This is a genomic window from Vibrio sp. 10N.261.55.F4 (assembly GCF_041470465.1).
Taxonomy (GTDB): Bacteria; Pseudomonadota; Gammaproteobacteria; order Enterobacterales; family Vibrionaceae; genus Vibrio; species Vibrio crassostreae_C.
In genome coordinates, this window is record NZ_JBFRMM010000010.1 from 90158 (window position 1) to 103710 (window position 13553).

Below are 13553 nucleotides of genomic sequence, written 5' to 3' on the forward strand. Positions count from 1 at the left end.
AGATCTTAAAAGCTTAGTTCGAAGACTTGAAAAGCTCTTCTGCTAACTGTTTCACTGTCTGCTCATAGTCAGACAAATCAATGCCAATTTCCATAGCATCTAACAACTCTAGACTTTCGTCGTTATAAGATTGGTCACTCATTGTGCCCCCTCTATTCCTTGATGTGGACATGATGTCCGATTAACTAGTGCACCATCTTGGACTTATATTATGTCACTTTGATGAACGCACTCTACTCTACCCATTCCATATTCATAGCTTAAAGCTACTCGCGATCATTAACGCTTTTTTGCGCTAAAGGGGTATACGCGAACGACATATGTACTGCCACCTTACACCAAGTACAACAAATTACTCTATAAATTTTGAAACCGATCATGGTCAAACGTTTGCTTTGCTCAATTGAATGCTGACACGCCCCTTTGTGTAAATATTAATTTACAGTGGATGTTTTTAATTACAATAAGAATTGCATTTGGAATTAAACTCAATCAGAATACTTCAAAATCGAGATATTCTTTGGGTTTATGCGCTTAAGCTAGAAGAATTACAATTAAAACACACCCTAACGTAAAGAATTATATACAATGAATAAATCAAAGGTTTTTGGTAGTACTTTGATCATTGCAGGCACAACCATTGGTGCTGGCATGCTCGCTCTTCCACTTGCTTCTGCAGGTATTGGCTTTTCAACTTCACTTTTCTTGATGCTGGGTTTATGGGCGTTAATGGCTTTTACTGCGCTATTAATGGTAGAGCTTCACCAATTCGCAGAATCTGACGCTACCCTACACACGTTAGCTCATACCATTTTGGGGACAAAAGGAAAGTGGATTGCGAGCTTCGCGGTGATGTTTCTTTTCTACGCTCTGTGTGCGGCATACATAGCTGGCGGCGGTGCGCAATTTAACCAACGAATTTCGGATATCGCGGGTATCGAACTTAATGCTCAAATCACCACGCTTCTATTTACCCTATTAGTTGCCGGCGTTGTTACTATTGGTACACACAGTGTTGATAAAGTTAACCGCGTTTTGTTTGGCTTAAAGCTTATCGCGATGGTTTTGGTACTCAGCTTCCTAGCGCCAAACATTACCTCTCAATACTTAATGAGCATGCCTTTACAGCAAGGCCTGATTGTTGCGGCTATTCCGGTTGTGTTTACCTCTTTTGGTTTCCACGGCAGCATCCCATCAATTGTTCGATACCTAGATGGTGACGTTCGTTCTTTACGTAAGGTAATGATTATTGGCTCGGCACTGCCTCTGGTTATCTACGTTTTCTGGCAAAGTGTTACTTTGGGCGTGATTAGCCAAGAGCAGTTGTTGTCTGACACAAGCTTGGGCGCGCTATTAGTCTCGCTATCGCAAACGGTTCATCAATCCAACCTAAGCGTGATCGTCGGTGTGTTTGCAGACCTTGCACTGCTGACATCTTTTATTGGTGTGAGCTTGGGCTTATTTGAATTCATGGGCGACTCACTGAGCAAGAAACTAGGTAACGCAAAACGTGTTAAGACAGCTGCTATCACCTTCTTACCGCCACTGGGGTTTGCCTTATTTTACCCACAAGGCTTCATCATGGCTTTAGGCTACGCAGCCATTGCACTTTCAGTGCTCGCGATTCTGTTACCAACAGTGATGGTCTACAAGGTTCGTTACACTGATTTCTCTGTCAAACCACAATCTTCAGAAGCCAGTTACCAAGTGTTAGGCGGTAGCAAAGCGTTGTTTTTAGCAGGTAGCGTTGGCGTATTTATCATTGCGATTCAAGTTCTTATTTCAGTAGGGTTACTGCCTTCTTTAGGCTAATAAACCTATACAGAACTAATTTACTTGATTCAGATCTCATAAATGACATATCACTATCATTAATTTTCACAATTAGTCGATTGAAGTCACATTTTTATTGAGGTCGGTTATTTAGAGTCCACGGTAAAGGATTTACCGTGGAGTTTTTATGAAAGAAGTACAATTTCGAACGATAGACAAACTGTTTATTAAGATGTCGATCAACGACAAGTTTTGGGTCATTTTCTTAATCTTTTTTGCCGCTCTGGCAAGCCTAGCTGGACTGAACTACGTCAACAAAATGGAACACATTGACGTAACTGCAAAACAGCAGGTCGAGTATCAACTGCAAGGCATTTTATCAGCATCAGATTCCCCGGCATCTGTTCGCTCTGTTAGCCAGCAAACTCGCGCTCAACAAACCACTATTTCAAATAATGGTTCTGTGACTGCCACAGCACTCGCACAAGATGGCAACTACTACTCACTTACCGTTTCAACTAACGATATACAGAATCAAAAGCAGCAAGCACTGTACACTTTATTACTGAGCTTCTTGTGGTGTGTGCCTTTTGGCCTTTTCTGTTACTGGGTAGCGACTTTCCTAGGCGGCGCACTTTGGGTTCTTTATTCAACGACTCAAAAGATTGGTGATGGTGACTTAACATCACGCCTTGGCTTCCACCCTGGCCGTGATGAGTTCGGCACGATTGGTTGTGCGCTTGACCGTTCAATGGACACGCTTAGTGAGTTAGTCAACAACGTAAACCACAGTGCAGCAACGCTAAGCGAAACATCGGCTTCTTTCGAAACTGAGATGAAGCGCAGCGAAACACAAATCATGAGCCAAAATGCCTCTCTAGACTCTGTAGCGACAGCAATGGATCAGATGACAGCTTCGGCAAATGAAGTCTCTAACATCTCTGCACGCTCAACTGAACAAACAGAACAAGACGCGCAGCAAATCAACGATAGCCACGCGAAGGTTCAACAGGCAATCTCGGAAATCACCACCCTTTCTTCTTTGATTGAGCAAACCTCATCTTCTGTTACTAGCTTGAATGTGAATACGAGCCAAATTAACGAGGTCATCACGACGATCAATGCTATTTCAGAGCAAACTAACTTACTTGCTTTAAATGCCGCGATTGAAGCCGCTCGTGCGGGCGAGCAAGGCCGAGGTTTCGCTGTTGTTGCTGATGAAGTAAGAACACTGGCAAGCCGCACTCAGTCGGCTACTGTAGAAATCCAAGCGATGATTGAACGCTTACAGCAAGAGAGCCAAAATATCGCGAAGATCACCGAACAGACGGTTGACCAAGCGCAAACCAGTAGCCAGTTGATTTCAAACATTGGTCACGACGTAAACTCGATTGCAGATTCAGCTCAAGCACTAATGGACATGAGTATCCAAATCGCAACATCAGCCGATGAGCAAAGTAACGTTGCCAATACGATTGCAGCAGAGCTTAACGATATTCGAAGCCAATCCGATGTGATTAAAGACGTGGCTCAGAATTCTTCAAATGGCGTATCTAGGCTAACAGAAGCGTCGGTTTCTCTATCTCAGACATTGGCACGCTACCGAACTTAAGGATCAACTGGTGAACTAGCGGCGTGAATTGAAAACAAACTAATGAGGACTCGTAATGGGTCCTTTCTTTTTGGCTTTTGTTTAATAACATTACAAGAACCATGGTCAATAACGATGACATTATCAATTACCATGAAGCAAGTCGCAAAGGAGAGATTAAGAAGTGTCAGAACTGTCTAATATTCGAGCTTAGGAGTAATCTAATTGAACGGGTCTTTTTTCGCTTACCCTCTTGCTGCAGGTGACACATAATGAATAAAACAGAAACACCAAACACCGACGACATTACATGCCCTTTATGCCAACACGACGAGTATCTGCTTTCAGAAAGTGGAGAAAAGTTTACTTGTGCATCTTGCGGTTTCCACACCAAACAATTTAGTAAGGTAGTCAGCCTTCAATTAAGCTCTACCCCACCAAAGCTGCAGAATTCGATATACCACCATTTGAGCAGTGCTTGCCATTAATCCAAACTGAAATTTCTTCTAAACTGTAGATATCCTGAGCCGCGAGTTCTGCTGAGTCGGCTTCGGGATCTACGATTGCTTCATCAATACTCGGGCGTAATCGAAACGATTGGATACCCGCGCGAACACCAGCCTCAATCCCTTTCAACGTATCATCCACGTAGATGCACTCATTCGGTAGAAAGCCCATGTTCATGGCTGTGTACATGATTAGATCAGGTTCTGGCTTCCAGCTGTTAGCATCAAAAGCTGAGAACACTTTGCCTTTGAAGTCGTCTAGCATGCCTGTCATCGCCAATGAAGATTCAACTCTAGATTTCGGTGCATTGGAAGCAATACAAAACTCGATGTCTTGTTGTTTGAGAAATTCAATAAGTTCGATAGCGCCGTCCATCGGTTTTAAATGACGCTGGAACAGTGCTTCTAATTCAGTGCGATATAACGGTTCGAGTGTATCAATCGAGATAGATAGCCCAAGACGTTCTTGTGTATCCATTAAGATGTCAGCTAGCTTCCCGCCTTGGAAATGCGCATAGCAGTCGTTGACGTTTAGCTCCGCTCCAAAGCCAGTGAAAACGTTCACCAAAGCTTGGCAGCACAGCTTTTCACTATCGATAAGTGTTCCGTCACAATCGAAAATCACACATTTAGTCTGTTCTAACCGCATAGGTATCTCACTCAGATTGAATCCAAGTTTTATCCTATAGTGTTCTTTCAATGCGCGAGATGATTGAGGTAACAGTTTGCAGATACAGGCTTATTTCTCTTCGCGAAATATGGAGTTGATCACTTTATCGCTCGGCATAAGCAACAGTTTTCATCAAATTAGCCCAAATTCTACGAAATCAAATGCTGCGAGGTTTACATAAGCGACTCAATTTCAGGGGAAAATATAAATCACTACTTTCTAGCCGGATCGTGATGAATAGATAAAAAATAAGACTTATAGGCTACTCAGATAAAGCAACGGTTAGCTAACAACCGACTCTTCTAATACCTTTGCTTCAATAGTAGGTGCAGACGCATATTCTATAGTTCCAGTATCGGGATACGAATCTCGGATAGCGACAAACTCGGGTAAGTGTTTCAGTAGCAATTTAGTTAGCTGAGGATCAAACTGGTAGCCACACTCTCGCTCGAACAAATCGACCACCATCTCTAATGGCCACGGTTCTTTGTAGCAACGTGCACTAAGGAGCGCATCAAATACATCGGCTACAGCTGTGATACGAGCAAACAAGTGTATTTCATCCCCCACTTTGCCATTCGGGTATCCAGCACCATCCCAACGCTCGTGATGTTCGTTAGCAATGATTGCTGCGAGGTTGGTAATATCACCCGCTCCGCTCTTCAGTAAGTTATAGCCAGCCGTAGTATGAAGCTTCATCACCTCCCACTCTTGGTCGGTTAATTTCCCAGGTTTATCCAAGATCGATTCAGGGACAGAAATCTTACCCACATCGTGCATTGGGCTGATGATCTCAATCATCTCGACCTCACGATGGCTCAAGCCACGATACTTCGCTAGCAATGCAGACAGCTTGGCTACACGCTTAACGTGATTACCTGTTTCGCCAGAGCGGGTTTCAATTGCTTCTCCGAGAACATGAATCATATCCTTTTGGATATTCAAGGTCTGTTTCTGAAGCTTTAAGATTCGTTTGTTCTTATTCGCCAACTCTTTCTTTTGGCGCAGAGTGACAAATTGCATCAAGATGATCAGGCTCAAACCCGCAATCACCATCGACAGCCCCAATAACAACTGGAAGTTTTTGCGAATAAAGGATGAAGGCTCGTTAATGAAAACCGCTTCGTCAGGTAACGCGTTTCCACTAATCCCGTATCTCTTCATTGCAGGGTAATTGAATACAAAACGTTTGTTGTCTCCGGGAGTTAACGGTGTAGTAAAACCAAGTGGAAGGTATTTATCCAACGCATCGACGGCCTCTTCACCCATGCTTTGTGAGTGATTAACGTAGCCACCGAGTACATCACCCGAAATATAGAACTGCCACAAAGCAAACACCGGAGCAGCACTCGCTTTTGACAACGTATCCGCAATCTCTTGGTAAGTGTGATAAACCCCTTGCTTTAACTCGGTGTTGTAATGACTGAGCAATACCGCATCGTCCGCAGAGATCCCTTCCAAAAATTGGCTCGTATGCTCCAGCGACAAGTCGCGAATTTCTACGAGATTGATATTTGAAAATTCAGCCATCATTTTGTTCATTTCTTTATGAATCAATTCAGACGTGACACTATAATCATTTACAAAATAGAGATTCTTTAGATTAGGTCTTAATTTGGAGATCAGCTTAATATTAACGTCTATCTGATCGTTCTCGTAAAGCACAGTTGCTCTGTCAGACACCGCGTACATGTCGGTGCTGAAATCATTGATGCCGGCTGCAACGACAGGTGTGGAGCGATCAATCAAATTAGGCAGAGATTCAAGAAAATTGGCTGCGTTATCGTCCGTCGCAATTACGCCATCAAATTTATAACCTGCATACTTCGCACGTAAGTAGTTCGCGAGAGAGTCGTAATACTCTGGGCTGTGGACACGCTTTGAATCCAAATACTCTATTGAGAGTTTAACTTCGGTTTGAGACTGGCTGAACGCACTGTCTATCCCTTTTTGGAAGTCAGCAGTCCATTGATAAGAAGGTTCGTATGAGTGTAAAACTAGGATGCGTTTAATATCCCAGTCGTTAGCAAAACTGAGTGAAGAATAAGCGCTAACACATAATACAGCGATTGATATCAATAGCTTGTACATACAATACCCTTTAAATAAGACGGGGTATTGTACTTAGATTAACGCTTTGTCAAAGAATCTTTAGTTCTCGATCCATACTTTATCGCAAGAAGCATGATCTTGTGCCCAAAAATCGTGTAACTGCTTAGCAAAGTTGTTGATACTTTGACCATTTTCAGCAACGACATCCGAGATCAATAGGGAACCATCCGCTTCTGTGACGATAGCGCTCGCCACAACTTCACCGTTTTGAGTACCAATATATAATACATGATCGTCAGAAAGCATAATTTGGCTCAAGAACTCAAGCATGTGTGCCCTTTCGATTTCATCTTGGTAAACGCTTGCTTGGTTGAGTGAAAATAGCACGGTCAATTTATGGAAATCGACTTTATGCAGTTCATCAATTTGGGAAGGAGTTTGATCTTGTGCTAGGAGTTGGTATGTCTTGGATGGAAGTTTGCTTTGATAAAGTTCACGGCCGAGGAGGCTCTCTTTTGCGGGGTAAGCAATATCGAGCTGACTAAATAGCCATTGGTTTTTCTTGTGTGCAATTTCAGGTATTTCGTTATTCATTCTTTTAGTACCTACGGTTAGTATCCCCAAATATCGCAGTTATTTGGAAGACATACGGTCGGCTGAGGTGCCGAGCTACAAGCAGAGAGCATACAGAGCATGACCAAGGCCAACAAGTACTTTAAATGCTTCATATTTTTCATTATCCAACAACATCCTTTAAGAACTTAACGAAAAGCTCTACACTCGTATCCAAGCTTTCAATATCCTTATAGTAAACAGAACTATATAAATAAAAAGGACTTCTTATGAAAAAAGCCTTAATAGCAGCAGGTATCGTGACAATGTTAGCTGGCTGTTCGGACAACGAGGTTGGCGACGTCTCACTGGGTTTCTTCACAATGAAGGATATCAAGATGTCTTCATTAGATGACGATAAGATCGCGGGTGTTACCTGTCATATCGCATCAATCGAAGCAAACCTTAGCCTTTCTGATCCAAGTGATAGCTCTATATCTTGTCGTCAAACAGGTGAAATTACACCAGAAATGATTGCTCAAATAGACAAGAGTAAGTCTGGCGAAGTGGTATTCAAGCAATCGAAAAGTATCTTCTTTAAAACAATGAAGGTTCGTCGTATCTACGATGCAGAGAATCAGTCGCTGCTCTACTTGTCTTACACCACCAAAGAAACAGAAGGTAGCTTCAAACACAGCCTTTCAACTGTTCCACTATGGGGTACAGAGGCTTACGTTGATCCAGCGGCGTTAGTACAGCCAACCGAGTAGTTTCAAACATATAGTTAGTTGAATCACCTGTACAGACATTGTGCAGGTGATTCAAAATGTAATAAAAATGAAAGAAACAGAAACAAAATGTGATATCATGCGGCAAAATTTTTTCACTGTATTTTTCATATGAAGTTTCCTGGACAGCGTAAATCTAAGCACTACTTTCCAACTCACGCACGTGATCCGTTGGTCAACCAAATTCAACAAACGCCTAAGCTTCACCGCGCAACGATTGTGGGTGTTGGCCAAACGATTGTTGATATCGAAGCCCGTGTTGACAACGAGTTCCTAGAAAAATACGAGCTGAGTAAAGGTCACTCACTGGTATTGGAAGAAAGTAAAGCAGATGCGCTGTATGAAGAGTTAGTTGAGCGCGGTTTGATCACGCATCAATATCCTGGCGATACTATCGGCAACACACTGCACAACTATTCCGTACTTGCGGACAGCAAATCGGTCCTGCTTGGCGTAATGTCTAAGAAGATTGAAGTTGGCTCATTTGGTTATCGTTACCTTTGCCGCACTTCTTCTCGTATGAATCTAAACCACCTTCAAACTGTTGATGGTCCAATTGGTCGTTGTTACACGCTGATTTCTGAAGATGGCGAACGTACGTTTGCAATCAACGAAGGCCACATGAACCAACTTCTTCCAGAAAGCATTCCTGAAAAAGTCTTCGAGAAAGCTTCTGCATTGGTTGTGTCGTCATACCTAATGCGTGGCAAACCTGAAGATCCGATGCCAAAAGCGGTACAAAAAGCGATTGAATACGCGAAAGCGCACAATGTGCCTGTTGTACTAACACTTGGTACTAAGTATGTGATCGAAGGCAACGCTGAATGGTGGCAAGAATACCTGAAAGAAAACGTAACCATCGTCGCGATGAACGAAGATGAAGGTGAAGCGCTAACGGGTGAAAAAGATCCTCTATTGGCTGCTAACAAGGCACTTGAGTGGGTTGACCTAGTTCTATGTACTGCAGGTCCTATTGGTCTATACATGGCAGGTTACACTGACGAACCAGCGAAACGCGAAACCACACTGCCATTGTTACCGGGTAACATCCCTGAGTTCAATAAATACGAATTCAGCCGTGCGATGCGTAAGCAAGACTGTAAAGACCCAGTAAAAGTGTACTCTCACATTGGCCCTTACCTAGGTGGCCCACTTGAGATTAAGAATACCAATGGCGCTGGCGATGGTGCACTTTCAGCACTACTTCACGACATGGCAGCAAATAGCTACCACCACGTGAATGTACCAAACTCAGAGAAACACGAGCACACTTGTCTAACTTACTCTTCACTGTCTCAAATTTGTAAGTACGCAAACCGTGTAAGCTACGAAGTGTTGACTCAGCACTCTCCTCGCCTTTCTCGTGCATTACCTGAACGCGAAGATAGCTTAGAAGAAACATACTGGGATCGTTAATCGACCATATTAGGCAGTTACCTCTTAAAGGTTAACGCCAAGTGAGATTACCCATTCCTTGAAGGGCTGCTATATGCAGCCCTTTTTGTATTCAACACCAATATAACGGCAGGTGAAGTTAATCATATCGAATATTTTGCTCGTTTAAGATTTGATCTCGCGCAATGACTCTTTAGATCTGTTATCTTCCAGCACATAATTCGTGTGGTTTGCCTTTACTTGGCAAATTTATACAGTACTATCGCCACGCAAACGTTTACGTACCGCCTTTCGGTTCTGATATAAGGATCAAATATGCTGTCTGATATTGATATTTGTCGCTCTACTCCCCTTAAAAACATCAGTGAGGTTGCCAAGCAAGCTGGCCTGCACCACAACGAACATCAGCCATTAGGGCAATTCAAATCTAAAGTGTCTCTCACGTCACTTGAACGCCTCGCCAACCAACAAGATGGTAAATTAGTCGTAGTCACGGCGATCACACCGACACCTCTTGGTGAAGGCAAAACCGTCACTACTATCGGATTAGCACAAGGCCTCGCAGAGATTAACCAATCTGCAATGGCCTGCATTCGCCAGCCTTCAATGGGTCCGGTATTTGGTGTAAAAGGTGGCGCTGCGGGTGGTGGTTACTCTCAAGTTGCCCCTATGGAACAATTAAACCTGCACCTGACGGGCGATATTCATGCTGTTACGGCCGCTCACAACCTCGCCTCTGCCGCCATTGATGCACGTTTGTATCATGAACAACGGGAAGGCTTAGAGGCGTTTGAAGCGCGTTCTGGCTTAAAAGCCTTGGATATTGACCCAAGCAGAATCGTTTGGCGACGTGTACTTGACCACAATGATCGCGCACTACGCATGATCACGGTTGGCAAGAACGAAGCAGACAAAACAATTAACGGCTTTGAGCGAGAAGATGGATTTGATATCTCAGCTGCTTCAGAGCTAATGGCCATTCTTGCTCTAGCCAATGACCTTCAAGATTTGAGAAAGCGCATCGGACGAGTGGTACTTGCCTACAACAAACAAGGCTTGCCGTTGACCGCAGATGACTTCAACGTTGCAGGCGCAATGACCGTAACCATGAAGGATTCTATTGAACCAACATTGATGCAAACCCTTGAAGGCGTTCCTACCCTAATTCACGCCGGGCCTTTCGCGAACATCGCACATGGTAACTCTTCAATTATTGCCGATAAGATAGCGTTAAAACTGAGTGACTTTGTCGTGACCGAAGGTGGTTTCGGCTCAGATATGGGCTTTGAAAAAGCGTGCAACATAAAAGCAAAAGCGTCGAACAAAAAGCCCGATTGCGCTGTGGTTGTTGCAACATTACGTGGATTAAAGGCCAACTCTGGTTTATACGATTTGAGACCCGGCACTCCATTACCAGATTCAATTTTTAATGATGACCAAGACGCGCTAATTGCAGGCTTTGAGAACCTAAAATGGCACATCAACAACGTTAAGCAATACCAAGTGCCTACAGTTGTTGCGATTAACCGATTCCCACAAGACTCAGCTCAAGAGCTCGATGCTTTGAAACAGATGATCACCGACTTCGACTCAAGCGTTAACGTTGAAGTAAGCGAAGCATTTGGTCAAGGTGGCGAAGGCGCGACTCAACTGGCTCACGCTGTAGTCAAAGCTTGCCAAAAACAGAGTGAATTTAAGCCTTTGTATCACTCAGAGCAAAGCCTAGAAGAAAAGCTGATGGCAGTTGCTGAAGTTGGTTATGGCGCGGCAAGTATTTCGCTATCTCCACTGGCTAAAAAACAACTGGCTGAATTCAAACTGCATGGCTATAGCGACCTATCAGTTTGTTTGGCAAAAACACCACTATCGATCTCGACAGAAGCACACGTAAAAGGTGCACCAACCCAATTTGACGTGCCTGTTAGAGAACTAAAATTGTGTGCTGGTGCTGGCTTTATTTACGCGTTGTGCGGCAATGTAATGACCATGCCAGGCTTGCCTGACAAACCGGCGTTCATGTCGTTAGATATTGATAGTAATGGAAATATCGTCGGCCTAAGCTAGCTGCCCTTAGTTAGATAATCGGCAATTAATCGCGACTAATTTAGCTTAGGTTTCGGAGCAGTGTTCTATATTGAGCAATCATTTACTAACGAAGTGATTGCTCAACAATCAAGCTTAAATGCAAAAAGTTGCACTTAAATCGTAGTTATATGCGAATCTTGTCTTAACTTCTGGGTCAAGATCACATTAAAAACCCTATAAAATATATAGTATTGCGCTGATTCTTTGAGGACAGTGATGAATACAAGTATAAAAAAACTAGTCAGCCAATTTCTATGTACCATCTTTGCCCTAGGACTAGTCCCTGCCCTCTACATTAACTCTGAATTTGACAGGGTTGAAGCTCAGCACACGCTAAATATCCAACAGTCCAGCCAGAACCAGATCGAATACAGCTTTCATGAACTCGCTGTTATTGTTGAGCAAATCTCTAACTCTGTTCCGTCAATCGCCGACTCTCAAACACTACTCCGAGCGATTCGAGAACCTTCTATTATCCATAAAGAAACCCTGCAAGATCTTTGGGTGATGTTAGCTCGTGGCCAAAAATACTATTCCCAGCTTCGTTATCTCGATCTAGCCGGCAACGAAGTGTTCCGCGTTAACTACAAAGACGGTCGAGCCACTGTCGTCCCCGAGAACGAACTGCAGAACAAATCTTCTCGAGATTACTACCAGATGCTTCAGAAATTAGAGATTGGCGATGTCAGATCCAGAGGCATTGACCTAGAAATGGAAAATGGAGAAATCATCCACCCGTTAACGCCGGCGCTTCGCATTATGACGCCAGTCGCTGAAGGGAATCGAATTATTGGTTACTTCATTGCAAATCTAAACATGCTAGAGATTTACAACCGCCTTCATTACCAAATTGGAGACTCAGATGCAGTCCCGGTCATTCTAAACAAAACTGGTCATGTCATCATGGGCCCTGACCCAGCTGAATCATTTGGGCATGTGATTGAATCACGTTCAGACAAGACATACGCAAAGCTATACCCAGAGCTTTGGAAAGACATTCAAGACAACTCTTCGTCTAGCTATTTCGATGGTAAGAACTGGTATTTCCACTCGGACATCAGCCCAAAGATAAAGCAGTTTGCAGGCCCTATTTACATGGTTCTTCACATTGAGAATCAGCATTTCAGCAGTCAATACCGACAAGAAAAACAAGCGATTGTCGTTCAGATCATCACCTTGTCTTTCTTGATTTCGATGATCTCCGCTGGCTTTGTATTGTGGAACAGTAACCACAAGAAGAACAGTATCGATAGTCAACTGGCTAAAGCCGCGATGAATGGTATGTCTGCCTTAGTGATTACCGACAGAAACAACCGTATCATCAAGGTAAACCAAGAATTCACCCGTGTTAGTGGCTACGAGTTAGAAGACGTAAAAGGCCGCCAACCATCCATGTTTGCCTCTGGTCGCTACAACGAAGAGTTCTACATCAAGATGTGGAGCATAATCACTAAGACTGGGGTATGGGAAGGCGAAGTGGTCAATCGCCGTAAAGACGGATCTTTGATCACGGAAATATTGCGAATCCAAACCATTAAAGACTCGAAAGACGTGATTCAGTTTTATGTCGCTTCATTTGTGGATATCAGTAAACACAAAGAGCTAGAAAACAAACTGAGAAACCTGAGCGAAAAAGATGCCTTAGCTGGGTGTTGGAACCGCCGTAAGTTCGATCTTGAGCTGAGAGATGAGTGCTCTCGTGTGAATCGATACCCTACTCGCGAACACTCTTGCTTAGCGATCTTGGACATAGACTATTTCAAACGCATTAACGACAGATTTGGTCACGATTATGGTGATCGCGTCATTCAAACCGTTGCTGAGGTATTACAACGTGAGTGTCGAGAAACTGATTTTGTGGCTCGCATTGGTGGCGAAGAGTTTGGCGTTATTCTGCCTCATACCACAACTGAAGAAGCTGAATATGTGCTTAACAGATTGAGAATCGCAGTCAATATTGAGCTCGACAACGTGGTGACGGTCAGTGGCGGAATCACCAACCTGACCAACGACCCTACTCTCAACTACAAGTGTGCGGATTTAGCACTCTATGAAGCCAAAGCCGCAGGTCGAAACAGTGTTTGCCTGTTCCTAGACAGCGAAATGAGCGAAATCGCCTAACAGAAAATCAGTATTGTTCC

Annotated in this window: 10 protein-coding genes; 6 read left to right on the forward strand and 4 right to left on the reverse strand. The window is 43.5% G+C overall.

Annotation, left to right across the window (positions count from 1 at the left end; genetic code table 11):
- Positions 1 to 13: 13 nt before the first annotated feature.
- Positions 14 to 142, reverse strand: coding sequence for a hypothetical protein (locus AB4249_RS06725; protein WP_017059831.1), 129 nt, complete (start codon positions 140 to 142; stop codon positions 14 to 16).
- Between the two features lie 446 nt (positions 143 to 588).
- On the opposite strand from AB4249_RS06725, the gene AB4249_RS06730 reads away from it, so the two are divergent.
- Both AB4249_RS06730 and AB4249_RS06735 read left to right on the forward strand, forming a co-directional pair.
- Positions 589 to 1812, forward strand: coding sequence for an aromatic amino acid transport family protein (locus AB4249_RS06730; protein ID WP_017059832.1), 1224 nt, complete (start codon positions 589 to 591; stop codon positions 1810 to 1812).
- A 148-nt stretch (positions 1813 to 1960) separates the two neighbouring features.
- Positions 1961 to 3385 (forward strand): methyl-accepting chemotaxis protein, encoded by a 1425-nt coding sequence (locus AB4249_RS06735; protein WP_017064641.1) that lies wholly within the window; start codon positions 1961 to 1963, stop codon positions 3383 to 3385.
- Between the two features lie 408 nt (positions 3386 to 3793).
- On the opposite strand, the gene AB4249_RS06740 is transcribed toward AB4249_RS06735, so the two are convergent.
- The 3 genes from AB4249_RS06740 to AB4249_RS06750 all read right to left on the reverse strand — a co-directional run bounded on the left by AB4249_RS06740 (position 3794) and on the right by AB4249_RS06750 (position 7186).
- Positions 3794 to 4519 (reverse strand): HAD-IA family hydrolase, encoded by a 726-nt coding sequence (locus AB4249_RS06740; protein ID WP_048612527.1) that lies wholly within the window; start codon positions 4517 to 4519, stop codon positions 3794 to 3796.
- A gap of 303 nt (positions 4520 to 4822) precedes the next feature.
- Positions 4823 to 6631 carry an HD domain-containing phosphohydrolase gene (locus AB4249_RS06745; protein WP_372102618.1) on the reverse strand — a complete coding sequence of 603 codons (1809 nt, stop codon included), beginning with the start codon at positions 6629 to 6631 and terminating at the stop codon, positions 4823 to 4825.
- Between the two features lie 60 nt (positions 6632 to 6691).
- Positions 6692 to 7186, reverse strand: a complete 495-nt coding sequence (locus AB4249_RS06750; protein WP_017064644.1) for a hypothetical protein — start codon at positions 7184 to 7186, stop codon at positions 6692 to 6694.
- 248 nt (positions 7187 to 7434) lie between these two features.
- Between AB4249_RS06750 and AB4249_RS06755 the strand changes: the two genes are divergently transcribed.
- The 4 genes from AB4249_RS06755 to AB4249_RS06770 all read left to right on the forward strand — a co-directional run bounded on the left by AB4249_RS06755 (position 7435) and on the right by AB4249_RS06770 (position 13533).
- The gene (locus tag AB4249_RS06755) at positions 7435 to 7914 is read left to right on the forward strand and encodes a CreA family protein (RefSeq protein WP_371725173.1); all 480 of its coding nucleotides are present in this window, start codon (positions 7435 to 7437) and stop codon (positions 7912 to 7914) included.
- Between the two features lie 129 nt (positions 7915 to 8043).
- On the forward strand, positions 8044 to 9348 hold the full coding sequence (locus tag AB4249_RS06760; RefSeq protein ID WP_017069885.1) for an inosine/guanosine kinase: 1305 nt from the start codon (positions 8044 to 8046) through the stop codon (positions 9346 to 9348).
- A gap of 294 nt (positions 9349 to 9642) precedes the next feature.
- Entirely contained in the window at positions 9643 to 11391 is a 1749-nt protein-coding gene (locus AB4249_RS06765) for a formate--tetrahydrofolate ligase (RefSeq protein WP_017059839.1), read from the forward strand.
- A gap of 237 nt (positions 11392 to 11628) precedes the next feature.
- Entirely contained in the window at positions 11629 to 13533 is a 1905-nt protein-coding gene (locus tag AB4249_RS06770) for a GGDEF domain-containing protein (RefSeq protein ID WP_102331910.1), read from the forward strand.
- Positions 13534 to 13553: the final 20 nt, after the last annotated feature.